We start from the raw sequence: 24,911 nt of genomic DNA on the forward strand, positions 1-24,911 counted from the left end.
AAACGCCTCAGGGGCCGTTTTTGGTACATAATATTACCCCGCAACCGATCGGTGTCATTACGATGTATCCCGGCATTTCACATGAAGTAATAAGAAATACCTTACTTCAACCTGTTAATGCTATGATCCTACTCACCTTTGGTGTCGGTAATGCACCACAAAATCCCGATTTATTAGCCCATTTACACGATGCCTCTCAACGCGGGGTGATTGTCGTCAACCTCACTCAATGTCTGGCTGGGAAAGTAAATATGGGAGGATATGCAACAGGATGCGCCTTGGCTGAGTCAGGGGTAATTAGTGGTTACGACATGACCCCAGAGGCAGCTTTGGCTAAACTGCACTTTTTACTTAGCCAGAACCTCTCGTATCAAGAAGTGAAAGAAAAAATGCAACAAGTGTTGCGCGGAGAAATGAGCTTATAGATTAGTCCATCCTCAGTGTCAGACTAATTTCACTTTTATCATCAGACAAATATCACCCGACAAAGCAAAAAGCATTGTCGGGTTTTGAGTGATAACGCTTGGTTTTTTATCAAATTAAAAACGCTAACTTAGTGTGATGTGAGGGCTTACGCTTTATTCGGATTAACTCGAACAATGTCTTCTTGCTCAGTGCGAAAACGTTTTTTTAGTTCAGCTTTCGATTTTAAGACCATTTCTCCACCAATAGCTATACTCATATGGTCAGCATCATGATTATGCTTTGATTGGTACAGCATCACAGCTTGCATACAATAATCTCGCTGTGCTGCAGAAAGTGGTGTACCTTCAGGCCACTTGCCCGTTTCTACAGCGAAGAGTAAACGCTCATATGCTTCAGGGGTAATCGCATCAATCAACTGATGTGCATTCATGACCTTTTCCTTGATGACTAAGATTGCAGCCACCATAGCGAGCCCATCTAGTCAGTCAAGAGTTGCTAAATAAATCAGTGTATCGGATCACAAGCTACGACTATGAACTGGATAAAAACCTTATTACTACTACTGCCTATACTATTAGGCGGCTGTCTAGAAAACCGTAAAAATACCGATAAACTCTGCACAGATAATCCAGCATTACAGTGTGACAGGTTAAACATCAATGACGGACAATGCCGAGTCGCTCGAACCGATCTGATCTGGCATCGCTATGAGGTACTCACTAATCCCACTGTCGAGAATAAAATCACTGAATATCAGCTAACCCGTGACTATCAAAAATGCTTAGAGCTCGCGGCTCAAATCCAGCTCATTGACCAAACGGAACTCAACCAACGCCGCTTTTCTGCACTGATCAATTCGAATGAAGACTTAAAACGCATCACTCAAGAACTACATCAAATACGAACGCCTAAAGCGCTCTATTTTTTATGGAGTCAAACCGGCGATAGACAAGCTCGTCGTGATTTCTTACAACTAGAAGGCAAGCCAGAACTCGAAACGGCCGACATGCAATACGCACTAGCGACCTTTTACACCACACGAGATCAAGAGAAAACAATACGTCTTCTTATTCGAGCCCTAGAACTCAGCCCCGCAAAACAGGTTAATCCTGAAATATTTCAATCACTTGCTAGCACCCATCAAGCATTAAATAAAAAAGAAGAGGCTTACCTCTGGGCCATGGTGGGTCAGCAGTTTGGGGTTCAAATTGCCTCTCAAGCAGAGCTTAGACTGATGTATCCATTTAGTGAAGACACCTTCACGCGATTGGACAATTTAGCCAACCAATTAACCAAAGCCATCCGGCGCGGTGAATTTACGGATCGGTTAATCTCCCATTGATCATCGCGCACTCTGCTATTGTAAGCTTTTAACAAGACATGCTTAAATTATCGGCTATTTTTTACTTTTTGTTGAAAATTAACGACACAGAGTTAACACAAAAGCGCTCCCCGGTGGTTTGAGGACCATCGGGAAATACGTGACCTAAATGGCTATCACAGACCGCACAGCGAATTTCGGTTCGTACCATTCCGTGACTTTGATCCTCTAAATAGTAAATCGCATGCTCATCGAGTGGCGCATCGAAACTTGGCCACCCACAGCCAGAATCATACTTATTCTCCGAGCTAAACAAGGGCGTAGCACAACAGGTACAGTGATATAAACCGGTTTGTTTATTGTGCAATAACCGACCACTAAATGGCGCTTCGGTTCCTTGTTGACGGCAAACATGATAAGCCTCATCACTGAGAACTTCACGCCAGTAACTATCAGGTTTTACGAATTTTTCTTCTTGTTTTGTCATACCGCCCTCCTCCTTTTTCCTCTTGAAACATTTACTTTTTTATAGAAAACTTGCTTATTCTACACCTTGTAGCACATACTTTCCTATCGAGAGAGCAACAGTCAGCGTAATCAGTGGCTGAGCTTTATTTTACGTCGATTGGTAGAGATAAAAATCAGCACCCGGGGTAAATATTAACCAGTTGCAACGGATTGTTAAAAAAAACGCTGCTTTTTTTTGACTTTAAACAAGTTAAGTCCGATTATCTGTTGCAGACATTTACTGGATTCTGTAATTTTACTACCAGTTATCTTTAATCAGAAATTAAGTTGTGGAGCAACTATAATGACTATCAAAGTAGGTATTAACGGTTTTGGCCGTATCGGCCGTTTCGTATTCCGTGCAGCACAAGAGCGTAACGACATCGAAGTTGTAGGTATCAACGATCTGATCGACGTTGAATACATGGCGTACATGCTAAAATACGACTCAACTCACGGCCGTTTCAACGGTACTGTTGAAGTGAAAGACGGTAACCTGATCGTTAACGGTAAAACTGTTCGCGTAACAGCAGAGCGTAACCCAGCAGATCTTAAATGGGGCGAAATCGGTGTTGACGTAGTTGCTGAAGCAACAGGTCTATTCCTAACTGACGAAACTGCTCGTAAACACATCGAAGCAGGCGCGAAAAAAGTAGTTTTGACTGGTCCTTCTAAAGACAAAACTCCAATGTTCGTTATGGGTGTAAACCACGAAACTTATGCAGGACAAGACATCGTTTCTAACGCATCTTGTACAACTAACTGCCTAGCACCTATCGCTAAAGTTCTGAACGATAACTTCGGTATCGAATCAGGTCTAATGACAACTGTTCACGCAACAACTGCAACTCAAAAAACAGTTGATGGCCCTTCAGCAAAAGACTGGCGCGGTGGTCGTGGTGCAGCTCAAAACATCATCCCATCTTCAACTGGTGCTGCTAAAGCGGTAGGCGTTGTTCTTCCTGAACTAAACGGTAAACTAACTGGTATGGCTTTCCGCGTACCAACGGCTAACGTTTCAGTTGTTGACCTAACTGTTAACCTAGAAAAACCAGCTTCTTATGAAGAAATCAAAGCAGCAATGAAAGCCGCTTCTGAAGGTGCTCTAGCTGGCGTACTGGGTTACACTGAAGATGCAGTTGTATCAACTGACTTCAACGGTGACACTCGCACATCAATCTTTGATGCTGCGGCTGGTATCGCACTTACTGACAAATTCGTTAAAGTGGTATCTTGGTACGATAACGAAATCGGTTACTCAAACAAAGTTCTAGACCTAATCTCTCATATCTCTAAATAATGTGACGATTAGCGAAGAAATTCGTTGAGAAGAAAGGCGGCCTTTGTGTCGCCTTTTTGCTTATCTGAAAGAGAGCCATTAGAACACAAAAATTACAACTTCAGGAGCTAGATATGGATTTAAAAAAACTCCCCACTTTAACGGTACTCTCCGACTGTGTGACCATTGTAGAAAAAGATAACGTCAAAATTGTTCGTGTTATCCACGATAAAGCGGTGGCTGGTATTGCTCTACACGGTGGTCATGTCCTTTCTTTTCAACCGACAGGTCAACCCGATTTGCTCTGGATGAGTGAGCATGCCCTCTTTGATGGTAAAGCAGCGCTACGAGGTGGTATTCCGATTTGTTGGCCGTGGTTTGGTCGAATCGCAGCACCCGCACACGGGTTTGCTCGTTCCACAGAATGGACATTAGTTGAACATCGAGAAAATGAGCAAGGGGTAATTATTTCTCTCGGTCTGGAAACCTCAGAGCAAACGCTGGCAATCTGGCCCCACCAGTTTCAAATTCGCTTATTGATCGAAGTGAGTGATACCTTACAAGTTACCCTTGATGTGCTCAATACCGATCAAGAAGCTTGGGCTTTCTCTGGTGCCTTACACAGCTATTTAAAGGTGGGCGATATTCGTCAAACGCAAACCACGGGCATGGGGCCTGAATACCTCGACAGTCTTAACCATGGACAAAAAACGGCAGGCCCAGATAACCTGATTCTCACAGAGACCATTGACCGGGTATATACACAGCCGGAAGCACAAATTCGGGTCGCAGACCCTGTATTTAACCGAACTTTAGTGGTTGAAAATCAAGGCCATAATTCAGCCGTCTTGTGGAACCCTTGGGCGCAAGGCGCACAAGCAATGGCTGATATGAATGACGAAGGCTACCAGACGATGCTATGTGTCGAATCAACATGGCATGCCAATCAATTAGAAGAGGGAAAAATACTACAACCTGGCGAGCATCATCAGCTTTCAACAAAATTATCCGTTCAATAAAATTATCGGTTCAATAATGTGGGGGACAGCATTCGCTGTCCTTTTTATTTCGTTCGCTTACCGTTAAACTTAGCCTCTCTTTTTGCTGATTATTGGATCCCTATGGCTTACCTCTGCCCCCTTTGCCATCACGCCCTACATTTACAAGAACAGAGCTACTGCTGTGATAATCGACATCAATTTGATGTTGCCAAAGAAGGTTATGTCAACTTAATGCCAGCGCATCATAAACGTTCTAAAGATCCTGGTGATAATAAGGAGATGATGCAAGCAAGACGTCGCTTCTTACAAGGCCATCATTACCACCCCATGCGGGAAGCGGTCAGCAACTTATGTATTGAAGCGTTAACCAATACTGCCTATCGAGTCCTGGATATTGGATGTGGTGAAGGTTATTACACCGACTATATTGCCGCCGCTATTCAAGCGCATGCCCCGAATGCGACAACTTATGGGATCGATATTTCCAAAACCGCCATTCGCTATGCGGCTAAATGCTACCCAACAGTCAATTTTGCTGTCGCTTCTAGCCACCGCCTTCCTTTTGCCAACCAATCACTGGATGCCATTTTACGCATATATGCCCCTTGTAAGGAGGAAGAGCTTGACCGAGTGCTCATGGATAACGGAGTCGTCATCACGGTAACGCCTGCTGGCCGCCACCTCTACCAGTTGAAAGAAAAAATTTACCAACACGTTCAACTGCATGATGAAACGCCAGAACGGCTCACCGGGTTTAACCTAGAACACCAGCAACCACTGCATTACACCATGTCCTTATCAGGCTCTGAAGCTGTTGATCTGCTACAAATGACGCCTTTCGCTTGGCGCGCGACAGATGCCCTAAGAGAAGAACTAAAACAAACTCCGCAGTTTACCTGTGAAGCTGATTTTATGATCCGAGTATACCGAAAGCAGTCCTGTAAACGATAAAGACACGATTTAGGGCTCATGATGGTTCTTCTAAAAAATTAGGCACACTCCTTGCTTATTCATAAATAACTTCCATTGTTCTAAAAATAATCAAAAGTTTTTAGAATAATGGCCGATATTATTGCTATCTAAGGGCAAAGGAAGGCAACACCTTTCCATACTCCGGCAAAGGTCTGCTGTGCTGAATAAGGAGAACCAACATGAATCCTGTTAGTACTGGAACTACCGCTCACTATACGCCGAATAGTGTCGGTTCACCTTCACCACAAATATCGCCTGATACGACAGCAAAAGAGCCCTCGCCTTCCCAAACTGAGGCAACAAAAGTTACTTTATCCGAAGAAGGGAAAGCCTTACTGGCTGCCCTAAAGGCACTCGATGAGGAAAGTCAAACTGAACAACTAAAATCGAAAACCGTCGGTGACAAAGTGGAAGCCTTTACGCATGGAGCATTAGGTATGGATCATCCGAAACAGCCGAAGCAACCGACCGATACCCCTTACACCGCAGGGAAATATCTTTCCGCAGCGGCAAAAGTTGGTGGTATGTTACTGCTATTGGCGTAAGCATTCCTGACCCTATAAAAGCGTTCTCATTCGCCCCCTCACCTCTTTCTTTGCTGACAACGAGTCGGTACACTTAGCATTATTTATTGAGTGGAACAGATCATGACACGACTATCTCTTCAAGAGCAAATGCTCAAAGCCGGCCTTGTTAACGAAAAAAAATTAAAAAAGGCTAAAAAAGGATCCAAGAAATCACGCCTTCAAGCTCGAGAGGTAAAAGCGGCGGTTGAAGCCAGCAAACAAGAGCAACTCGAACGTGATAAGGAGTTCAATAAACAGCAAAAAGAGCAGCTATTAACTAAAGAGATCCGTGCTCAAGTCAAGCAACTGATTGAGATGAATAAATTGCCGCATAATAATGGCGATATTCAGTATCACTTTACCGATGGCAACCTAGTTAAAAAGTTGTATGTCGATAAACAAACCCAAGACCAATTGAGTAAAGGACATCTTGCTATTGCGCGTTATGAAGAGGGTTATGCCATCATCCCAAATATCGTGGCACAAAAAATTTGGCAACGAGATGAACACAGCATCATTCCATTACCTGAAGAAGATAAACAACCCCATGATGAAGATGATCCATATGCTGATTTTGTCGTTCCAGATGATTTAATGTGGTAAAAGCTTCCTGAATCATCACCAGATTAACTCTTTGTTTTTAACATTAAATTAAATCATGCTTACCTTTGCTTGTATTTTGCGCAGTTGAAATATAAAGGGCTTTACAAGTACTAAGAAGCCTTATATTATTCGCGCCACACGGAGAGATGGCTGAGTGGTTGAAAGCACCGGTCTTGAAAACCGGCGATGGTTAATAGCTATCCTAGGGTTCAAATCCCTATCTCTCCGCCACTTTTAAAGATGAAACCGCTGTTCTTACAGCGGTTTTTTCGTTTCCTTCGCCTGTTCAAATTTGTTCCAGACAAATTTGTCACTCATTGGCCGCCTACCTGCAACTCCAAGTTGTTTGGGTATAGTCTCTAGCATGAATCACCAAAATCGATCAAAATCATAAAAAAATAATATGTGACGATACCCTATTCCACTAAGTTAGTATAAAATGAGCGGCTTAACACAATGTAACAAAGTACGATTAAATGAAACAAATAATATTAGCACTGCCCTTAGTGTTCCTTTTAGGAGGATGCTCGCCTTCTGTTCCTAAGTGTGGCGATTCTGAAACAACCGATCTCATCAAGCAAATCGCTAATGATGAAATGATCAATCAGTTAGGTTCAAACGCTGGAAAAATGTTCTCATATTCTGTAAATGCAATAAGAACAACTGATAAAAATGATAAAACAGGAGCATTTGAATGTGCTGCACAGCTTGAGATTCATGCTCGCAACACAGGAAATTCCAGCGAGATTCCTATTACTTACACCGTAGAGATGACCGATAATGGAAAAGAATTTTATGTTAATGTATATGGACTTAAATAAATGAAAGCAAATCTATTAAAAAATAAAGTAAACACTAAAACATTAAATTTTGTTTTACTATCAATTGTGACTTTGGGTATTTTCAATATAATGTGGTTATTTAAAAATAATAGTGTTATTGAAGATACTTTAGAACAGAAAATTCTTGATCATCGTATTATTATTGTCTTAGCTGCATTAATTGGTTGGTCTTCCGTTTTTTCATCGACACCAGATCTAGAAGTTTTAGGTGGTCTTTTAAGTATTATATCTAGCATTTTTTATATTGTTTGGGCTTTTAAAGCCAAAAAGGCCTTGCAAAAAATGATGTTAAATGATCATAAAATAGATTATTCGATGAACTCGTTTTATACCTTCTTTTTTAACATTTACTACATCAATTTTTGTATAAACGAACTTGCAGAGGAAGTTGAAAAATCAAACTTACTCTCTGAAAGAATAACGGCTTAAGTGCAAATCAACTAACGTAAATCAAGGCGACCTTAACGGTGGCCTTTTTATTATCTTAGCGCTAGGGTCTGTTGACCTTTCGAGCTAATTTTTGCAGCAATGTTAGCTACGTTCGTTCACCTCAATCACCTTGTCTGTTTATGCTCATGAAAACTCACTTGCTCCAACCTGTAACTCCAAGTGGTTTGGGTATATGATATAGGTGTTCTTTTCCTCTGTAGTCTTTGCTAATTTAGTCATTTTCGTCTTTAATATTGATATCTTTAACTACTGACTGGAAATACAATGTCATCCGATTTTTATGGCTCAAGTGCCGAATATGCCCGTAAAGAGAGCGGCTACCGCGAGAAAGCGCTAAAACTTTATCCATGGGTGTGTGGTAAATGTGCCCGTGAATTTGTGTATTCAAATTTGCGAGAATTAACCGTCCACCATAAAGACCACGATCACACAAATAATCCTGAAGATGGCAGTAACTGGGAGCTATTATGTTTATATTGTCATGATCATGAACATTCAAAATACACAGAACATGAGCGTTATGGCGTTGATCCCGTCGCACGATTAGACGAGCATAAAAGCGCAACCTATAATCCCTTTGCTGACTTAGCGAAACTGATGAAAAAATAGTTCCAAGAAAGTGAAAAGAAAATTAACGAATTAACCCTCACTTTATCTGCCAAGGTTTTATTATGCATCATTTCAGCAGCACTTAATGATACATATCAAACTGTTGTAACTAATGTCTGGTAATGTAGTCATCTTTGTTGATTAAGTTATCGATTAGGTAGCATTGATAACTGATAGAACGCTGATCAATGGATTAAATAAGAGACGTGTATGACAGATAAAAGAGTTCGATTTTCAGACAAGGATAACCTGATATCCACTACAACTCCTGACAGTTATATTACTCATTGTAATGATGATTTTTGTAAGGTGTCGGGTTATCAACCAGACGAACTAGTTAACCATCCTCACAATGTTGTGCGGCATGCCGATATGCCTAAAGCGGCTTTTGGCCAGCTATGGGAATACATTCGATCTGGCAAAAGCTGGATGGGGTTAGTTAAAAATAAATGTAAAGATTCAGGACATTATTGGGTATCTGCTTTTGTTACCCCCATCTTTGATGAAGTCGGGAACGTCTTTGAATATCAATCCGTTAGAACCCAGCCTACGGATGCACAAATTTCGCGAGCGCATTCGCTGTACGCCAAACTTCACCATGGAAAAGTCGCCATACGCCGCATGAAATGGATGACACTCTCTTTAGGGGTAGTGGCTGCAGAACTGATCATGATTGCGGCTTTTAGCATTCTACCGATCTCTGACACGATACTGTTTAGTACATTGATATCTCTCTCGCTATTGCAATTCGCACTCTTGTTTACCCTTCACAAACGTCTAAAGGTAATTAATGGATTAGCAAAACAGGACTACGATAACCCTTTGATGGAACAACCATATACAGGTTATTGTGATGATGTATCACGGATTGAACTGACATTATTAATGAAGCGAGCCGAGTTAAGGGCAGCGACAGCTCGCGCTAATGAAACCGCGACGGCACTGCTTCAATCAGCGAATGAAGAGATGCTCAACTGCCAATCCATTGATCGTGAACTGAGTGAGCAAAATATCGCCACAGATGCCATGGCGGTTTCAGCTGAAGAGATGCTGGCCTCAATTGATGAAGTGGCTGAGCAAGCCAGACATAGTGCAGAGTTTGTAAACCATGCGCGCACAAAAGCCCGTGAAGGTGAACAAACCATTGATGAAGCGGTAGAGACCGTTCGTGAACTGAGCCATCATTTGGATCAATCGAAGGCTGCTTTGGAACAACTTTATACGGATGTCAACGGCATTGAAACCATTCTTGAAATGATTCAAGGTATTGCAGAACAAACTAATTTACTCGCCTTGAATGCCGCGATTGAAGCGGCTCGAGCTGGCGAACATGGGCGTGGCTTTGCGGTGGTGGCTGATGAAGTTCGCGCCCTTTCTAGTAAGACCAGTTGTTCTGTTGAAGAGATTCATAAAAAAATAGAACGATTACAAACTGCCGTGAATCAAACTGGCAACTTAATGAATAATGGTATCCAATCTTCTGAACAATGCGTGATGAAATCGCAGCAAAGTAAAGCGTCCTTTGCAGCGATTGTCGGCGATCTAACTTCGATTGGTGAGCAAAGTGCACAGACTTCACAAGCGATTTCTGAGCAAGTACAAGTAACTCAAGCGATGAATGAACATGTTTTCCGAATGAAAGAGGCGATTCAATCAACGCAGTTATTGTCTTCCTCTTCGGTGACGAGAACCGATGCGCTAGTCAATCGTCTCGAAAGTTTACAACGATTAGTGAGGCAATTTAGCGTTAAATAACCTTCAAAGAAACAAGTAGAGAAGAAATTAAGATACGAGATATACCCAAACAACTTGGAGTTGCAGGTAGGCGGCAAGTGAGTGAATCCCCATGAGCATAGACAGGCTATGTGATTGGGGTGAAAGAAGGTAGCCACCCCCCCCCCTGCAGCTTCAAGTAGGAAGGGTATAGTACAGTAAACCTGCATCGCTGTGGTTTTCAGCCACAGCTTTTTGTTCGCCAGCACTAAGATAGTGCTCTATATTTACTGATCTTTTTCAAGTAATGAACTGAAATTAAAACCTTTTTCTTTTGCATAAGCGACGCGCTCTGCCAGAGTCATCTCATCTTCACTGCTCATACACCACAACATACAACAACGGGTACCTGTACGACAAAAAGCCAACACAGGCTTAGGGCATTGTGCTAATAAATCGGTAAACATCTCGACTTGTTGAGCGGTGATCTGGCCAGAGATAACAGGTTGATGATAATAGTTCAGTTGGTATTTTCTTGCTTCTTGCTCAATCTTCCGATTTAAAGGTTGGCCAACTTCTTCTTCATCTGGTCGATTGTTGATCACGGATTTAAAGCCTAACCTTGCAATGTCTTGCATGTCTATCGGTGATATTTGTGGCGCAACAGCCACTTGATCAGTTAACGAAATCAATGTCAGCATAAGCCTAGTCCTTAGCCATTAAATGGCATTCAATGGAATTTTAAGGTATTGAATCCCATTGGCTTCAGCGGATGGTAAAGCGCCTGCTCTCATATTCACTTGTACAGAGGGCAGAATAAGGGTCGGCATTGTTAGTGTCGCATCTCGAGCTTGCCGCATCGCTACAAACTGTTGTTCACTGATACCTTGTTTAACATGAATATTATGCAAACGTTCTTCACCTATTGTGGTTTGAAATTGGAAATCCTCCCGTCCAGGAGCTTTATAATCATGACACATAAAAACTCGGGTTTGATCGGGTAGAGTAAAGAGCTTTTGAATCGACTGGTACAACGTTTGAGCGTCACCGCCGGGGAAATCACAACGTGCCGTTCCATAATCTGGCATAAATAATGTGTCGCCCACAAAGGCACTATCACCAATGACATAAGTCATACAGGCCGGGGTATGCCCTGGGGTATGGATAGCGATAGCGGTTATCGAGCCTAAGGTGAATCTTTCCTGATCAGCAAATAGGTGATCAAATTGGCTACCGTCCATACAAAAGTCTGAACCTGCGTTAAATAGCTTCCCAAACGTATTTTGTACGATGGTAATATTTTTCCCAATCGCTAAAGTACCCCCGACCTGTTGTTTAATGTATGGTGCCGCACTGAGGTGATCAGCATGGACGTGGGTTTCTAAAATCCACTCGACGGACAACTGGTGCTGCTTTATAAACGCAATCAATTTATCCGCAGACTGATATGATGTGCGCCCAGAAGCTGGATCATAATCCAGAACAGCATCCACCACAGCACAATGTTGAGAACTCGGATCAATGACAAGGTAGCTATAAGTAAAAGTGTTTGGATCGAAAAACTCATGTACTTTTGGTTTCATCCTATCCCCCAATGTTATTAGTTAATACTAATTTAGAGTATTGTTGCTATCGTAACTAAAATACACATGATTTGCTTACAGTTGTGATCCATCACTCAGCCCTTATCTCATCATTTTCCACGCTCCGATCGCAGAAAAAATTACTAGGCTAATTCCAGCTCCGAGATAAAGCGTTTCAATGCTCGCCCCCACTTCAACTAAGTGCTCTAAAAACAGAATAACCATAATCACCACAGAAACTTGTAATAAAGTGATTTTTAAATCATGAAAATTCTTGATCGTGAGTGCGCTCAAAAATGCACTATTTTCTAAAGCCGAGGGACGGATAAACAATCGATATAGGCCAACAGAAATCAGTTGAAATGTGATAGCAATTAAAGAAATATCTAGAATTTTTAAAAGCTTAACAACTAAAAGCTTTCCCCCCGTTTCACTAAAGTGAATAGAATTAAAAATATCCATCACCACTCCAAACATAATCATTACTATGGTGCAGTACAAAATAATTGCAGCACAAAAACTAACCACCACGACGGCGAGGACTAAAAAGCGCGTTTTCTCAAATAAGCGTTCAATCATAGGAATCTCGGTTTATTTTCATATTTATTAGGGTCTGTTGACCTTTCGTGCTTATCGATTCAACGACAACCGATAAAAAAGAGCCCAACAGGGACTCTTTTTTATCGGTTAGATTGTAAATAGATGAACGCCTCACACATTAAAGTGTTGTAATTGTTGATCCAATTGATTGGAGCTATCCGCAAGTTGTTGACTTTGTAACGCTAAATCTTGTGCTGATTGGCTAATTTGATCGGCTGAAAGGTTAATATGACTAACATTGTGGTTCATCTCTTCAGCCACCGTGTCTTGTTGCTCCGCTGCGGCCGCTATTTGTGTCACACGATCATTCGCTCGAGTTAATTCAGCCACCATTTTATTGAGCATTTCTTTGGTTTCTGTTGCTGTCTGAACATTTTCTGTCACCCGAGTATGGCACTGTTTCATCGCTTGTGATGCGCTGTCAGCACGCACAATCAACGATTCGATGGTTTGCTGGATTTGGTGAGTCGACTGCTGTGTCCTTCCCGCTAAATGACGGACTTCATCGGCAACCACGGCAAAGCCTCTTCCTTGATCTCCTGCACGCGCGGCTTCAATCGCAGCGTTCAATGCCAATAGGTTGGTTTGCTCAGAAATCGCCTGAATCACATCGACAATTTCATTAATACCAGTGACATCATTACGTAATGCTTCAACTAGTTGGTCTGTTTCTGACACTTCTTGCGACAGCTGTTCAATATTTTGTTCCGTACTATCCATCATCTGGCTACAACTTTGTGCTTGATGAGAAACATCATCCGTTGAAGCGGCTGTGTGTTCGGCATTTTGTGCTACATCACGAATGGTCGCATTCATCTCATTCATCGCTGTCGCGAGTTGCTCCAATTGCATACGTTGCGACTGGGTGCTAGTTGCGGTTTCTTCACTGGCTGAAGCAATGCTCGTTGCCATTTGTGCCGTATTCATCGCCGACTGTTTCGCTGTTAATAAGGCTTGATGGGTATGTTCGATCATGGTGTTGATTGAATGACCTAAACTGGCAATTTCATCGCGCCCTTTCGGATGAAATCGCACCGTCATGTCTCCTTCTGCTGCCCGTTTTACTTTTGTTACAAATAGAGCTAATGGGTCAGTAATATTTTTGCCGATCATGCTAGAAAATATCAGGGTGATCAGCAGCCCCAGTAAGGCAAACCCTAGGTAGAATAAAGAGCTCTGATAAACGGTTTGATTAATATCATACACAATAACCCCTGAGCCAATAATCCAATTCCACTGGTTGGTTTTGGCGACATAAGAAATTTTATCCTCAACTTTTCCTTGAGGCGACACCAGTGTGTATTCAACAAATCCAGCGCCTTGACGCTGAACCGTTTGCGCCATCTGTTGCCAGTGGAAGCGTCCTGCTCCATCTCGAACCTGGCTCATATCTTGATTAACGGCTTCAGGTCGTAAAGGATGTAACACTAAACGAGCATTGGGTGTCATAATCCAGAAATAGTTATCACCATCATAGCGTAACGCTTTGATCGCTTCGGTTGCTTGTTTTTTTGCTTGTTCTTGTCCTAATTGGCCCGAGAGTTGTGCATAGTAATCGACTAAACTGACAACCGATTCGACTTGATTTTGTATGCTCTGCTGGCGCTCTTGGTAAGCCATTTCTCTCAGTTTACTGACCCCATAGAGGCTGATCAGAGCGATAGTTAGCAGCGAAATAATTTCAATAACTAATATTTTTTTACGTACGTTGAGCACTCTCAGTATTTTTAGCATAGTATTTTCCTAGCACAAACGTGATCACGGGCATTTTTGCCTCTACTATATGTGGTGGCTATATTCATTAGGAGCTCTCTGTGATATTGCTCCAGAACTCACTCACCTAACTATGGGAAACCCCTTCAGGTTATGCAACATTATTAGTTTTTTTCTGTGTGTTTATTCTAACTTTTTAGCAACAAAGCCTTTTGCATTTCCCACAATCTACTGTTAAACACCGTTATTTCTGGTGAGAGATAGGCGTTTTTCTCTTACTTGATCGACTCTTGGATTTAAACAATCGCGTACGACGTACTTGAGGCAATGCACTTAAAGATGGAGGGATAGGGTTGTGCTTGATTTGTTTCATCCACTCGGTGATTTGTAATTCAAGATCTTGCATAAAAGGGTGATAAGCCTGATCTCGTTCAGCCATAGCTTGAAGTTGGTGCTCCCACTGTGCTGTCATATCAGGATAGGTCGCTTGCAGAGGAAGAGCATGTATAAGCCCTTTTCCAGCTTGGGTACTTTTAATTAGCTTACCTTCACGCTGTAATAGTTGCCGTTTAAATAGCGTGTCCAAAATACCAGCTCGAGTGGCTTCAGTGCCTAATCCATCCGTATCGCGAAGAATTTTTTTTAGCTCTTTGTCTTCGACAAATCGAGCGATGCCCGTCATAGCTTGTAGTAATGTCGCCTCAGTAAAATAGCGCGGAGGCTCAGTTTTGCATGCCTTAATTTCTCCTTCTCGACAAGTCAAGGTTTGGCCAACCGTAAGAGGGGGCACGTTATCGATTCCTTCATCTTGTGAAGCGCTTTGGCCAATTAACGCTTTCCAACCTGCTGTGATTAACTGGCGTCCTTTCGCTATAAATTTCCCTCCCGCAATATCAAACTCTAATTTTGCTTCCGCATACACGGCGGGAGGATAAAACTGGATAAGGTATTGTCGAGCAATTAAGCCATAGATATGTTGTTCAGCTACCGACAGTCCATTTAGCGGGGCCATTTTCGGCGTTGGAATAATGGCATGATGCGCATCAACTTTTTTATCATTCCATGCTTTCGATTGACGAGATAAATCCGCCCCCTGCACAGCAGGATGCAGCTCATTCAGGTTATGTGCAATCGCCGAGGTGACTTGCTTCGCCTGTACAAAGTGCTCTTTAGGAAGATAGCGACAATCAGAACGTGGATAGGTAATCAACTTGTGTTTTTCATAAAGAGATTGGCACGTATCCAACACCTGCTGCGCACTGAATTGATAGCGCTTAGCCGCGTCAATTTGTAACGCGGATAAGGAGTAAGGCAATGGCGCAGCTTGTTTGGTTTGATTTTGTTCAGATTCAATGACCTTTGCTGCTTGTCCTGCGATACGTTTAGCCACATTTTCAGCCAACTGACGATGAAGCACTCTCCCCTCTTCATCTTGCCAAGGTTTACATGCCTCACTCGGTTGCCATCGTGCTCGAATATCAAAGCAATGCTCTCCATGTTGATAAGGAATTAAAGCATGCAAAGTAAAGTAGTCTTTGGGTTCAAAGTGAGCGATCTCTTCATCACGGCGTACCACAAGCCCTAGTACCGGCGTTTGTACTCGACCAACCGATAAAACACCTTGGTATCCCGCTTTCTGACCTAATAGCGTATAAGCGCGAGACATGTTCATACCATACAGCCAATCTGCGCGAGAACGAGCTAATGCTGAGACCGATAAAGGTATAAAATCACGATTATTACGCATTGAAGAGAGCGCTCGTTGAACGGCAGACAAATTAAGATCACTAATTAACAAACGCTGTATGGTTTTCTGCTTATGTTTAGCAACGTGACAGTAATCAATCACTTCATCAACCAGTAACTGTCCTTCTCGGTCGGGATCGCCTGCATGGATGATGTCTTGCGCTTCTTTTAATAATTTACGTACTACTGCGAGTTGCTTACTGGCGCTTTTTCTTGGCCTAAGCTGCCAATGTTCCGGAATAATGGGCAAGTCAGCAAGGTTCCATTTTTTATAACGTTCATCATAACTATCCGGCTCAACTTGCTCTAATAAATGCCCAATGCACCACGTCACGATATCACCGTGACCACACCGGATAAATCCTTGCTCTTTTTTGTGAGGCTTAGGCAGTGCATCCGCTATCGCTCGCGCTAAGCTGGGCTTTTCAGCAATAAATAAACGACTCATAACATCAAATCAATAAAAAAAGTAAGGCCACATTACTTAATGTGGCCTTATAAAATCAAGAAAAACTGTGATTTTATACAGTATTATTCATTATTGTCAGAGGTGCGTCCGGCTGCTTCTTTAACCAGTGGTTGCAATTCACCTTTTTGAAACATCTCCAAAATGATATCGCAACCACCAATTAACTCACCTTCAACCCATAATTGGGGAAAAGTTGGCCACTGAGCATAAATAGGTAGCTCAGCTCGGATATCTGGATTTTGCAAGATATCGACATAAGCAAATTTTTCACCACAAGCCATCAGAGCTTGTGCCGCTTGAGAAGAAAAACCACAGCTTGGTAGTTTTGGCGATCCTTTCATATATAGGAGAATCGGGTTTTCGGCTATTTGCTGTTTGATTTTATCAATGGTTTCCATTGCTTCCTCTTGATGGATGGCTAGTTGAATGCCTCCATTCTAAATCATTAAGAGAGAATAAAAAGCACAATATGTTTAAGGATTTCGAGCAACAAGGCCAAAGATAGTCGTTAACGATAAATTTTTCTTCACTACAGGGTGTTAATAAAGTAAAAACTTGCTAAAATAGCTAGCAAGTCAGTCTTACCGACGAAATACAATAATACTGGAAGCCATCGAAGGAAGTATATTGCTCTGTCGAGTGCTCGAATGTTTACCTACCTCGTCAGCAATATATCTTCTTTCCTCGAAAAACGGAGAATAGAGCAATGGCATTTGAATTACCTGCGTTACCATACGCAAAAGATGCACTAGAACCACACATTTCAGCAGAAACCTTAGATTACCACTACGGCAAACACCACAACACGTATGTGGTTAAACTTAATGGTTTAATCCCTGGCACTGAATTTGAAAGTAAAACGCTAGAAGAGATCATCAAAACCTCAACCGGTGGTATCTTTAATAATGCTGCTCAAGTCTGGAACCACACGTTCTACTGGCACTGTTTATCTCCTAATGGTGGCGGTGAACCAAGTGGTGCCGTGGCTGAAGCAATTAATGCGGCCTTTGGGTCATTTGAAGAATTTAAAGCGAAATTCACCGACTCTGCAATCAATAACTTTGGTTCATCTTGGACTTGGTTAGTCAAAAAAGCAGACGGCTCACTGGCGATTGTCAACACATCAAACGCCGCAACTCCGATCACGGAAGATGGCGTAACGCCATTACTAACGGTCGACTTGTGGGAACACGCCTACTACATTGATTACCGTAACCTACGTCCAGATTATATGAATGGCTTCTGGGCTTTGGTTAACTGGGACTTTGTCGCTCAAAATCTAGCGAAATAATTCTTTACTGATTATTATCATCCTGTTAAGCCTGCATCCATTGCAGGCTTTTTTATTAAAGTTTTTTCTCTTAATGCCGCTATGAGGAAGGCATCGAGGAGAAATAATGCAAGTACATACGCTAGATAAAGCTGGAATTATTAATGAACTGCACATTGGTTCGAATATCAACCAAGCAATTCAACATGGTCGTCATGCTGATTTTGCACTATTCATGGCTTTGTTTTCTAATGATGTTCGAGATGCCTGTCCGGTAGAGCCTATCGAAGAAAAAATCACGACCGAACAGCTGTTGCGTAAGCAATTTTCACTACCTGAATTACAACCACTACGCAACGATCATTCGTCTTATCAGATATCAGCCCAGCAGGCCCATTGCTTTCACTCCGGCGGCTTAGCAAGTGCCAAGCTCTCACACTATCTCAAACCGGAAGCGCTGACTTATCTACCTGAAGCGACTCAAGGCTTTCCGGAAGAGGTCTACTTGAATCTGTCTGGACATGATCGACGCCACCTAGCCACAACATCAGCAAATCGCTTACTAACGACCGACTTGTACCCTCAACTCAATACCGCTTGGCGACAAGATCAGCTACGTGCTCAAGCATAATTAATGAAAACTAATGGTGTACCAGCCCTACACTCTGTGAAATAGAGCAAAGATTAACCATCATTTTTCTATCGAACGATGGTTATTTGAGATCATTCACACTGAACTTTATTTTTATCAACCATGCTTTTTACACCGATTCATCACTGTAATGAATCGCTACTTGAATAGGATGAAATGATAATGTCACCTATTTATCCTGTTTTTAATACAAAAATCGTCCTGCAATAAACATTAGTGGATATCAACGATTCGGCTTCAGTTTGAGGTTGATCATGAGGGAAAAGCCATGGAAATCAATAAGGCGCTTGTAGTTATCACGTCTGCTAGCTCATTATTTGGCTGTACACTTGCAACACATTTTACCCGTCTAGGGGCGAACGTGATCATTTGCGATACGCAGCATTCAAAGCTGATTGAAAGCTGGAAAAATTGTCAACGCTTATCAGGAAATATTGACTACTACGCATTAAACGATCACTCTTTTGTGAGTATCGACCTATTATTTTCTTATATTGTTCAACAATTTAACAAGGCTCCTGATGTATTGATTAATCACTGGCCTGCTCTTCCCTTTCCCTCATTGATTGATGATAAGACAAATCAACACTTTATCGAACAAATGGGCGATATCACATCGTCACTATTTACTTTCGGGCAAGCCTGTACGATCCGAATGCGCGAGCATCAAACGAAGGGAGTGATTGTTAATGTTATTTCCTATCCTGAATGTGATGAAAAATCAGGTATTGATACGGCGCGTTCATTAGTCGCAGGGTTAACTCAAACTTGGGGAAAGGAACTCACACCGTTTAATATTCGTGTCGGCGGTGTTGTTCCTATGTCAGATAAACACACTTCTGACTCGCATTGGGCTGAAGTTCAAGACGAACTGATTCGCAATACCGAATATATCGTTGCCAATGACTATTTTAGTGGGCGAATTATCTCTGCTTAAACGTTACTCAAGAAGCTTTCGTGTACTGGCTGAGTAAAAATGCGATGAGCCATTAAAACCCCCCCTCTAAATAGTCATCAAGGTAATCTTCTTCATGCTCATCATAAACGCTGGTTTCTCTTTCTGCTTTGAAATCACGGCGCTGTAAATACACTTCTCTGGTTAGTGCATAAGGATCAGGGGAGTTGTCTAACATAGACTCTTGCTGCACAAGTGCGGCGCGAGTTTCCATGCCTTCAATAGCCCATTTACCAAGGCCTGCCCAAATATTTAAATAAGAAAGAGGGGCATATAAACCGTCAACCATATCCGTGGTTTCACGTACAGTAAAAGGGCCGTAGCCTGGCACCATCACATAAGGGCCATTACCGACACCATAATGACCGACTGCATCGCCAAACTGTTTTTCATCGTGCTTATTGATTCCGGCTTCAGAGGCGATATCAATCAAACCTAATAAACCAAAAGTGCTATTGAGCCAAAAACGGTTAAAGTGATCGAGTGCTTTTTCACCATTGCCCATGATTAAATTATTAATCATGCTGGCTGGTTCATCTAAATTTGACAAGAAATTAGCAACACCACGTCGAAGTGGTGAAGGCACATAATCAACATATGCAATGGACACGGGACGAACGATATAGGGATCTAAATAATCGTAGTTAAGGGTCCACATTGTACGGTTAAACCCTTCAAAAGGATCCTCTGGATTTGAGTCAGAAACTGAGCCGTCATGAGGTACAGAGCTACACCCAAAAAGTACTAATATAAAAAAAAGGCTCACAGACCGTGATAAACGGCTTGGCATGTTAGTTATCCATCTTTTATGCGACAAGGATCACTCCTTGAGTTGTTCTACTATAAACGGTATTTACCGCAATCAGGTAACGTTAAGCTTTGCTTAACACAGGATCAATGGTATTGAGTGTCAATGGTGATATCAACAGGATCACCTATTTCAACGATGGTACTTTCTCCAAACCAATCCCCTTCTCGGGTTGCTACATTACCATCGTTATCCAAGCGTGCTCGAACAATCAATCTCTCTAATTGAGATAAGTCACGCCCCTGTAGCATGCTGTTACTGTTATCAAGGAGCACCGTTACCGGAAACTGGCTCAATGGGTAGCGAGCCGCTGCCACAGGAATAGGAGCACCATCGGCACTATGAATAGAGACAATTAACACGCCATCTTTAGGGACTATCACTGTATCAGCTAAACGAACCGTCACTTTAACCGAAAGCGCTGGCGAGCGATTTGCAGATAAGTTGCGCTGAGCACTTTCAATACTACGCGTGAGCATATCATAACGAGTATCATTTGGCCCAATCATCTGTTGCATCTGCTGCCAATAGGCAATGGCCTTTGTGTAGTCGCTGTTTTCAAAAGCATCAAAAGCCAATAACGAGAAAACTCTAAGATCCACATCATCGGCCTGAGCTAACTTAAGCAGCAGTGTTCTTGCTTGATTTTGCTCCCATTCATCATTGGAGAGAATCAAGGCTTGAGCATAACCGAACTGAACATCACCGTCTTTAGGGGCAAGTTCATAGGCTTTTTTGCTCGCGCCAATCGCTGTTTGCATATCACGATTGGCCATTCCAATCCGCCCAAGCAATAACCACCCAGTGACATCATTCGCTTGATAATGCAACCGAGTCCGTAAAGATAAAGTGAGATCTTGCATCTCTTGGTCGGTCAACTCAACCCCATGAGGTGATGGTATCATGAGCTTCTTACTCAGTTCAGGCAAACTGGCGCTCACTTGCTGCCAATGTTTAACTTGGGAATAAGAGCCATACTCTGCATATAATCCATAACTGAGCGTTATCATGAGTAGCATTGCCAAAACAAAGATAGCGCCTTTAGCTGACATCGACTCACGAGTTAATTCCGATCGACTTGGCACATCATCTAATAATGACTGTTTCAACTCGGTAATCAGTGCTTGTGGATCACCCACTAAACCTTCTTGCGTTTCCGCCTCAAGTTCAGCTAAACGGTCTTTGTAAAAGGCTTTATTCAACTCATCCCGCAACGGTTGATCATTATTATTAGTTCGTTGGCTCATGGGAATAGCAATAAAGAGGCTTGCTACGATCACTAAAATAAGTGTAGATAGCCAAAATAATGTCATGCTTGTTTATCTCCTTGGCTTTCATCCTTCAATAATGCTTGCAAGCGTGCTTCTTTTTCTTGATCCCAATTTTCGACCTGAGTCGGATGATTCTTACGACCTCGACTGCGCATAACGAGTACGCTAAACCCGATCATCAATACCAAAAGCGGCGCAATCCACAAAATAGCAGTACTGGCTGTCAATGGAGGATTGTAGGTAACAAAATTGCCATAGCGAGCGACCATGTAATCGATTACCGTTTGCTTTTCATGACCTTGCTTTGTCATTTCATATACTTTTTGTCGCAAGTCCTGAGCGAGTTCCGCATTAGAATCAGCAATTGAGTTATTTTGACATTTGGGACACCGCAGTGTATTGCTCAACTCATGAAACTGTTTCTCTTGCTCTGGTGTATCAAAGTCATAGACATCAATCACAGCCCAGCTAGATAATGAAAGAAACAATGTGGCAAACGTCGCCCAACGCATCAATCTCATGGCTGACTCTCCTGCACAAGTTGCTGATAGATAGGCTCAAGTTGGTTTTTCCAGTGATGAGGATTAACATCACCAACATGGCGATAACGAATGACTCCATGAGCGTCAATCAGAAACGTTTCCGGTGCACCATAAACGCCCAAATCCAAACCTAGCATCCCACTGCCATCAAATAGACTAATTAAATAGGGGTTGCCCAATTCATTTAACCATGTCACCGCTTTGTCACGTTGATCTTTGTAATTTAGGCCGATGATTTTCACCCCTTGATCTGCCAGTTGGTTTAAGTACTGATGTTCGGCATAGCAGGTGGGACACCAAGTGGCCCAGACATTCAGTAATAACGGTTTTCCGATAAAAATCGATTGATCATACAATCGGCCTGGCTCTGCTAAATCTTCTAATTTAAATTCAGGAACGACTTTACCAATCAAAACCGACTCCAGTTTGGTTGGATCATCTCCTGCTGAATTTTTCATCAACTGGGTAACAAAAATAACCACCAAAAGTAGAAAAGCCAATAATGGGATAAACAGCACTTTTTTATGCATTGTCTCCCCCCAATTGTACGGTTTTTCTAAAACGATAACGTTTATCACTTATCGCAAAAGCACCACCAATAGCCATAAATAAAGCCCCGGCCCAAATCCACCGTACAAAAGGCTTATGATAAATGCGAACCGCCCAAGCATCACTGCCCTCTAACCGCTCACCCATCGCAATATAGAGATCTCGAGTGATACCTCGATCAATAGCAGCTTCCGTCATCATAGAGCGGGCGGTGCGATAAAAACGTTTTTCAGCGTGCAATGTATTAATGTATTGCCCATTTTTAGTGATTTCGAAGTCAGCAATATAACCATCATAATTAGGGCCATCTCTATCTCTTAATCCTTTAAAATAGAAGTTATACGAATCTAAGGTGAAATGTTCACCTGGGGCTAACCGCACATCACGCTCCACGCTATAGTTTTGCACCATTGCAATACCAATTACACTCACCGCCATCCCTAAATGGCCAAGTACCATCGCCCAGTGACTACGCGACAGTTTTTTCACGCCCACAGCAAAAGTATGTCGATGAGTTGCTCGTTGATATAACTCAATCCCATGTAAGCTAATGATCCAGAAAGCCATCACCCATCCGAGATAAGCCATCGGTCTAAATTCATCTGTCAAAATATGGATCAAGACGGCACTGCTCAGCAAAGCGATCCCCGCCGAAATAATCATAGGTTTGACAAGACTAGCTAAAGAATCACGCTTCCACCGAATCAATGGGCTGATCCCTAAGAAGAAAGCAAAAGGCACCATTAACCAAGCAAAGACTGTATTAAAAAAAGGGGCTCCGATAGAGACAGAGCCTAATCCAAGTTGCTTATGAATCAAGGGCAGCAGTGTACCGATCAGCACGACGACTAATCCGGTAATCAATAAAATATTGTTGCTTAATAACGCATTTTCACGAGAAACGAGCGCAAACTCACCGTGTGAACGCACCGCACTTCCCTTAAGAGCGTATAGCAATAAGGAGCCACCAATAACAATGACTAAAAAAGCTAAAATAAACATACCGCGAGCGGGATCAGACGCGAACGCATGAACCGACACTAAAATGCCAGAACGAACTAAAAAGGTTCCTAATAGGCTAAGTGAAAAGGCAGAGATAGCGAGTAATACCGTCCATGCCTTAAAGGTTCCTCGCTTCTCAGTAACCGCAAGAGAGTGCATTAAAGCGGTTCCGGCTAACCATGGCATTAACGAAGCGTTTTCTACTGGATCCCAAAACCACCATCCCCCCCAGCCGAGTTCGTAGTAAGCCCACCATGAACCTAAAGCAATTCCTAACGTCAAAAATAACCATGCCGCCGTCGTCCAAGGGCGGGACCAACGTGCCCATGCGGTATCTAAACGTCCGGTCATTAAAGAAGCTATCGCAAAAGCAAAAGCAACAGAAAAGCCGACATAACCCATATATAAGATAGGAGGATGAACAATTAATCCTGGATCTTGTAGTAATGGATTAAGGTCTCGTCCATCAATAGGAAAATGTGGCAAGGTACGGATAAAAGGATTGGAAGTAACGATGATAAACAGTAAAAAGCCAACAGTAATCATGCCCATAATCGATAATACACGCGCAACCGACGCTTGTGGCATCCCTCGGCTAAAACTCGCCACCGCCACCGTCCACCCAGCCTGAATCAACGCCCATAGTTGCAAAGAACCTTCGTGCGCTCCCCAAGCTGCAGTTAAACGATAATACCAAGGCAATTGGCTATTTGAGTTGCTCGCGACATACAGTACTGTGAAATCATTGACGTAAAATGCCCATAATAAAATAATGAACGATATGGCAAGCATGGTCAGCATTCCCCATGACAGAGGACGAGCACTATTCATGAGTAGCCGATGATGGTATTGCGCCCCCACCATAGGAAGAATACTCAATAAAACAGCAAAAGCCAGAGAAAGGATAAGCGAAAAATGGCCAATTTCGACAATCATTGCAGGCTTCCTTGTTGCTGTTCTTCAGTATAAATCAACGGTGCATGATTTTTTTGCAGCGCTTCGGCAATTTCGGTCGGCATATAGTTTTCATCATGCTTAGCTAACACTTCAAAGGCTTCTATTGTTGTGGCATCTTTTAATACACCTTGTGCAACAATACCTTGTCCCTCTCGAAAAAGGTCGGGAAGAATTCCCTCATATTCCACTTTGACCGTTGGGCCCACATCATGTAATAAAAAACTAACTTTTAGTGAATTGGGATCACGAGAAACAGAGCCGACGGTCACCATACCTCCAATTCTTAACCGTTGACCCACTTCTGGTTTTTTGCCTTTCTTGCCATTGACCAGTTCTGTTGGTGTATAAAAAAGATCCATGTTTTGGCTTAATGCATAGAGGATTAATCCGGTTGTTATCCCTAACCCAATCAAAATTGCGAGGATCATACTAAGCCGCTTCTTTCGTCTCGGATTCATAGGGTATTCTCCATATTTTTAGCCGCCTCAATACGAGCCTGTCGATT

General features: G+C 42.5%; 28 protein-coding genes and 1 tRNA gene. 15 read left to right on the forward strand and 14 right to left on the reverse strand.

Going from position 1 to position 24,911, the window contains the following annotated elements; all coding sequences use genetic code 11:
* Positions 1 to 425, forward strand: a 425-nt coding sequence (locus B7C60_RS18795) for an L-asparaginase family protein (RefSeq protein WP_483887757.1), incomplete at its 5' end; no start/stop codon positions are given.
* Positions 426 to 571: 146 nt separating this feature from the next.
* Here the strand turns inward: B7C60_RS18795 and B7C60_RS09455 are convergent.
* Entirely contained in the window at positions 572 to 856 is a 285-nt protein-coding gene (locus B7C60_RS09455; RefSeq protein WP_099611434.1) for a YeaC family protein, read from the reverse strand.
* Between the two features lie 102 nt (positions 857 to 958).
* On the opposite strand from B7C60_RS09455, the gene B7C60_RS09460 reads away from it, so the two are divergent.
* Positions 959 to 1,768: a DUF2989 domain-containing protein gene (locus tag B7C60_RS09460; RefSeq protein WP_099611435.1), complete on the forward strand. Its 810-nt coding sequence runs from the start codon at positions 959 to 961 to the stop codon at positions 1,766 to 1,768.
* 61 nt (positions 1,769 to 1,829) lie between these two features.
* Here B7C60_RS09460 and msrB read toward each other — a convergent pair whose 3' ends face one another.
* The gene (gene msrB / locus B7C60_RS09465) at positions 1,830 to 2,234 is read right to left on the reverse strand and encodes a peptide-methionine (R)-S-oxide reductase MsrB (protein WP_099611436.1); all 405 of its coding nucleotides are present in this window, start codon (positions 2,232 to 2,234) and stop codon (positions 1,830 to 1,832) included.
* A gap of 324 nt (positions 2,235 to 2,558) precedes the next feature.
* Between msrB and gap the strand changes: the two genes are divergently transcribed.
* The 10 genes from gap (at position 2,559) to B7C60_RS09515 (ending at position 10,331) form a co-directional block, all read left to right on the forward strand.
* Entirely contained in the window at positions 2,559 to 3,554 is a 996-nt protein-coding gene (gene gap / locus B7C60_RS09470; RefSeq protein ID WP_099611437.1) for a type I glyceraldehyde-3-phosphate dehydrogenase, read from the forward strand.
* A 113-nt stretch (positions 3,555 to 3,667) separates the two neighbouring features.
* Positions 3,668 to 4,552 (forward strand): D-hexose-6-phosphate mutarotase, encoded by an 885-nt coding sequence (locus tag B7C60_RS09475; protein ID WP_099611438.1) that lies wholly within the window; start codon positions 3,668 to 3,670, stop codon positions 4,550 to 4,552.
* Positions 4,553 to 4,654: 102 nt separating this feature from the next.
* Positions 4,655 to 5,485, forward strand: a complete 831-nt coding sequence (gene rlmA / locus B7C60_RS09480; RefSeq protein ID WP_099611439.1) for a 23S rRNA (guanine(745)-N(1))-methyltransferase — start codon at positions 4,655 to 4,657, stop codon at positions 5,483 to 5,485.
* A gap of 200 nt (positions 5,486 to 5,685) precedes the next feature.
* Positions 5,686 to 6,051, forward strand: a complete 366-nt coding sequence (locus tag B7C60_RS09485) for a hypothetical protein (RefSeq protein WP_099611440.1) — start codon at positions 5,686 to 5,688, stop codon at positions 6,049 to 6,051.
* A 102-nt stretch (positions 6,052 to 6,153) separates the two neighbouring features.
* Entirely contained in the window at positions 6,154 to 6,675 is a 522-nt protein-coding gene (locus tag B7C60_RS09490) for a DUF2058 domain-containing protein (RefSeq protein WP_099611441.1), read from the forward strand.
* A gap of 140 nt (positions 6,676 to 6,815) precedes the next feature.
* Positions 6,816 to 6,906: transfer RNA gene (locus B7C60_RS09495), tRNA-Ser, on the forward strand.
* Between the two features lie 245 nt (positions 6,907 to 7,151).
* Positions 7,152 to 7,496, forward strand: coding sequence for a hypothetical protein (locus B7C60_RS09500; protein WP_099611442.1), 345 nt, complete (start codon positions 7,152 to 7,154; stop codon positions 7,494 to 7,496).
* A complete protein-coding gene (locus tag B7C60_RS09505) occupies positions 7,497 to 7,946 on the forward strand; it encodes a DUF4234 domain-containing protein (RefSeq protein WP_099611443.1) in 450 nt (149 codons plus the stop codon). It begins immediately after the preceding gene.
* 285 nt (positions 7,947 to 8,231) lie between these two features.
* Positions 8,232 to 8,576, forward strand: coding sequence for a YajD family HNH nuclease (locus B7C60_RS09510; protein WP_099611444.1), 345 nt, complete (start codon positions 8,232 to 8,234; stop codon positions 8,574 to 8,576).
* A 210-nt stretch (positions 8,577 to 8,786) separates the two neighbouring features.
* The gene (locus B7C60_RS09515; RefSeq protein ID WP_099611445.1) at positions 8,787 to 10,331 is read left to right on the forward strand and encodes a methyl-accepting chemotaxis protein; all 1,545 of its coding nucleotides are present in this window, start codon (positions 8,787 to 8,789) and stop codon (positions 10,329 to 10,331) included.
* A 245-nt stretch (positions 10,332 to 10,576) separates the two neighbouring features.
* Here B7C60_RS09515 and B7C60_RS09525 read toward each other — a convergent pair whose 3' ends face one another.
* From B7C60_RS09525 to B7C60_RS09550, 6 genes are all read right to left on the reverse strand, one after another.
* A complete protein-coding gene (locus B7C60_RS09525) occupies positions 10,577 to 10,990 on the reverse strand; it encodes a protein tyrosine phosphatase family protein (protein WP_099611447.1) in 414 nt (137 codons plus the stop codon).
* Positions 10,991 to 11,008: 18 nt separating this feature from the next.
* Positions 11,009 to 11,872: an MBL fold metallo-hydrolase gene (locus tag B7C60_RS09530; RefSeq protein ID WP_099611448.1), complete on the reverse strand. Its 864-nt coding sequence runs from the start codon at positions 11,870 to 11,872 to the stop codon at positions 11,009 to 11,011.
* A 102-nt stretch (positions 11,873 to 11,974) separates the two neighbouring features.
* A complete protein-coding gene (locus B7C60_RS09535; protein ID WP_099611449.1) occupies positions 11,975 to 12,451 on the reverse strand; it encodes a YqhA family protein in 477 nt (158 codons plus the stop codon).
* A gap of 132 nt (positions 12,452 to 12,583) precedes the next feature.
* Positions 12,584 to 14,206: a methyl-accepting chemotaxis protein gene (locus tag B7C60_RS09540; protein ID WP_099611450.1), complete on the reverse strand. Its 1,623-nt coding sequence runs from the start codon at positions 14,204 to 14,206 to the stop codon at positions 12,584 to 12,586.
* Positions 14,207 to 14,429: 223 nt separating this feature from the next.
* Positions 14,430 to 16,379, reverse strand: a complete 1,950-nt coding sequence (locus tag B7C60_RS09545) for a DNA topoisomerase III (RefSeq protein ID WP_099611451.1) — start codon at positions 16,377 to 16,379, stop codon at positions 14,430 to 14,432.
* A gap of 83 nt (positions 16,380 to 16,462) precedes the next feature.
* Positions 16,463 to 16,798: a Grx4 family monothiol glutaredoxin gene (locus B7C60_RS09550; RefSeq protein WP_099611452.1), complete on the reverse strand. Its 336-nt coding sequence runs from the start codon at positions 16,796 to 16,798 to the stop codon at positions 16,463 to 16,465.
* 308 nt (positions 16,799 to 17,106) lie between these two features.
* Here B7C60_RS09550 and sodB point away from each other — a divergent pair, with 308 nt between their 5' ends.
* The 3 genes from sodB to B7C60_RS09565 all read left to right on the forward strand — a co-directional run bounded on the left by sodB (position 17,107) and on the right by B7C60_RS09565 (position 19,259).
* Positions 17,107 to 17,691: a superoxide dismutase [Fe] gene (gene sodB / locus B7C60_RS09555; protein ID WP_099611453.1), complete on the forward strand. Its 585-nt coding sequence runs from the start codon at positions 17,107 to 17,109 to the stop codon at positions 17,689 to 17,691.
* Between the two features lie 106 nt (positions 17,692 to 17,797).
* On the forward strand, positions 17,798 to 18,301 hold the full coding sequence (locus B7C60_RS09560; RefSeq protein ID WP_099611454.1) for a VC2046/SO_2500 family protein: 504 nt from the start codon (positions 17,798 to 17,800) through the stop codon (positions 18,299 to 18,301).
* A 289-nt stretch (positions 18,302 to 18,590) separates the two neighbouring features.
* The gene (locus tag B7C60_RS09565; protein WP_099611455.1) at positions 18,591 to 19,259 is read left to right on the forward strand and encodes an SDR family oxidoreductase; all 669 of its coding nucleotides are present in this window, start codon (positions 18,591 to 18,593) and stop codon (positions 19,257 to 19,259) included.
* Between the two features lie 52 nt (positions 19,260 to 19,311).
* Here the strand turns inward: B7C60_RS09565 and B7C60_RS09570 are convergent, their stop codons facing one another.
* The 6 genes from B7C60_RS09570 to ccmE form a co-directional block, all read right to left on the reverse strand.
* The gene (locus tag B7C60_RS09570) at positions 19,312 to 20,067 is read right to left on the reverse strand and encodes an MlaA family lipoprotein (protein ID WP_099611456.1); all 756 of its coding nucleotides are present in this window, start codon (positions 20,065 to 20,067) and stop codon (positions 19,312 to 19,314) included.
* A 104-nt stretch (positions 20,068 to 20,171) separates the two neighbouring features.
* On the reverse strand, positions 20,172 to 21,398 hold the full coding sequence (ccmI, locus tag B7C60_RS09575) for a c-type cytochrome biogenesis protein CcmI (RefSeq protein WP_099611457.1): 1,227 nt from the start codon (positions 21,396 to 21,398) through the stop codon (positions 20,172 to 20,174).
* Positions 21,395 to 21,877: a cytochrome c-type biogenesis protein gene (locus tag B7C60_RS09580; protein ID WP_099611458.1), complete on the reverse strand. Its 483-nt coding sequence runs from the start codon at positions 21,875 to 21,877 to the stop codon at positions 21,395 to 21,397. Before B7C60_RS09580 ends, ccmI begins: the two co-directional genes overlap by 4 nt.
* Complete coding sequence (locus tag B7C60_RS09585; protein WP_099611459.1) at positions 21,874 to 22,428, reverse strand: DsbE family thiol:disulfide interchange protein; 555 nt, start codon at positions 22,426 to 22,428, stop codon at positions 21,874 to 21,876. Before B7C60_RS09585 ends, B7C60_RS09580 begins: the two co-directional genes overlap by 4 nt.
* Entirely contained in the window at positions 22,421 to 24,385 is a 1,965-nt protein-coding gene (locus B7C60_RS09590; RefSeq protein WP_099611460.1) for a heme lyase CcmF/NrfE family subunit, read from the reverse strand. The genes B7C60_RS09585 and B7C60_RS09590 overlap by 8 nt, the downstream gene beginning before the upstream one ends.
* Complete coding sequence (gene ccmE / locus B7C60_RS09595; protein WP_099611461.1) at positions 24,382 to 24,864, reverse strand: cytochrome c maturation protein CcmE; 483 nt, start codon at positions 24,862 to 24,864, stop codon at positions 24,382 to 24,384. Before ccmE ends, B7C60_RS09590 begins: the two co-directional genes overlap by 4 nt.
* Positions 24,865 to 24,911 lie beyond the last annotated feature (47 nt).

The sequence above is a fragment of the Vibrio fujianensis genome, assembly GCF_002749895.1.
In the GTDB taxonomy this organism is placed as follows: Bacteria; Pseudomonadota; Gammaproteobacteria; order Enterobacterales; family Vibrionaceae; genus Vibrio; species Vibrio fujianensis.

Coding starts and splice junctions, on each gene's coding strand:
- B7C60_RS09590 (WP_099611460.1), bottom strand. CDS start 24,385: ATGATTGTCGAAATTGGCCATTTTTCGCTTATCCTTTCTCTGGCTTTT.
- B7C60_RS09505 (WP_099611443.1), top strand. CDS start 7,497: ATGAAAGCAAATCTATTAAAAAATAAAGTAAACACTAAAACATTAAAT.
- B7C60_RS09560 (WP_099611454.1), top strand. CDS start 17,798: ATGCAAGTACATACGCTAGATAAAGCTGGAATTATTAATGAACTGCAC.
- B7C60_RS09545 (WP_099611451.1), bottom strand. CDS start 16,379: ATGAGTCGTTTATTTATTGCTGAAAAGCCCAGCTTAGCGCGAGCGATA.
- B7C60_RS09515 (WP_099611445.1), top strand. CDS start 8,787: ATGACAGATAAAAGAGTTCGATTTTCAGACAAGGATAACCTGATATCC.
- ccmE (WP_099611461.1), bottom strand. CDS start 24,864: ATGAATCCGAGACGAAAGAAGCGGCTTAGTATGATCCTCGCAATTTTG.
- B7C60_RS09525 (WP_099611447.1), bottom strand. CDS start 10,990: ATGCTGACATTGATTTCGTTAACTGATCAAGTGGCTGTTGCGCCACAA.
- B7C60_RS09565 (WP_099611455.1), top strand. CDS start 18,591: ATGGAAATCAATAAGGCGCTTGTAGTTATCACGTCTGCTAGCTCATTA.
- B7C60_RS09485 (WP_099611440.1), top strand. CDS start 5,686: ATGAATCCTGTTAGTACTGGAACTACCGCTCACTATACGCCGAATAGT.
- B7C60_RS09490 (WP_099611441.1), top strand. CDS start 6,154: ATGACACGACTATCTCTTCAAGAGCAAATGCTCAAAGCCGGCCTTGTT.
- rlmA (WP_099611439.1), top strand. CDS start 4,655: ATGGCTTACCTCTGCCCCCTTTGCCATCACGCCCTACATTTACAAGAA.
- B7C60_RS09460 (WP_099611435.1), top strand. CDS start 959: ATGAACTGGATAAAAACCTTATTACTACTACTGCCTATACTATTAGGC.
- B7C60_RS09455 (WP_099611434.1), bottom strand. CDS start 856: ATGAATGCACATCAGTTGATTGATGCGATTACCCCTGAAGCATATGAG.
- B7C60_RS09500 (WP_099611442.1), top strand. CDS start 7,152: ATGAAACAAATAATATTAGCACTGCCCTTAGTGTTCCTTTTAGGAGGA.
- ccmI (WP_099611457.1), bottom strand. CDS start 21,398: ATGACATTATTTTGGCTATCTACACTTATTTTAGTGATCGTAGCAAGC.
- B7C60_RS09550 (WP_099611452.1), bottom strand. CDS start 16,798: ATGGAAACCATTGATAAAATCAAACAGCAAATAGCCGAAAACCCGATT.
- B7C60_RS09580 (WP_099611458.1), bottom strand. CDS start 21,877: ATGAGATTGATGCGTTGGGCGACGTTTGCCACATTGTTTCTTTCATTA.
- B7C60_RS09475 (WP_099611438.1), top strand. CDS start 3,668: ATGGATTTAAAAAAACTCCCCACTTTAACGGTACTCTCCGACTGTGTG.
- sodB (WP_099611453.1), top strand. CDS start 17,107: ATGGCATTTGAATTACCTGCGTTACCATACGCAAAAGATGCACTAGAA.
- B7C60_RS09570 (WP_099611456.1), bottom strand. CDS start 20,067: ATGCCAAGCCGTTTATCACGGTCTGTGAGCCTTTTTTTTATATTAGTA.
- B7C60_RS09585 (WP_099611459.1), bottom strand. CDS start 22,428: ATGCATAAAAAAGTGCTGTTTATCCCATTATTGGCTTTTCTACTTTTG.
- gap (WP_099611437.1), top strand. CDS start 2,559: ATGACTATCAAAGTAGGTATTAACGGTTTTGGCCGTATCGGCCGTTTC.
- B7C60_RS09535 (WP_099611449.1), bottom strand. CDS start 12,451: ATGATTGAACGCTTATTTGAGAAAACGCGCTTTTTAGTCCTCGCCGTC.
- B7C60_RS09540 (WP_099611450.1), bottom strand. CDS start 14,206: ATGCTAAAAATACTGAGAGTGCTCAACGTACGTAAAAAAATATTAGTT.
- B7C60_RS09510 (WP_099611444.1), top strand. CDS start 8,232: ATGTCATCCGATTTTTATGGCTCAAGTGCCGAATATGCCCGTAAAGAG.
- msrB (WP_099611436.1), bottom strand. CDS start 2,234: ATGACAAAACAAGAAGAAAAATTCGTAAAACCTGATAGTTACTGGCGT.
- B7C60_RS09530 (WP_099611448.1), bottom strand. CDS start 11,872: ATGAAACCAAAAGTACATGAGTTTTTCGATCCAAACACTTTTACTTAT.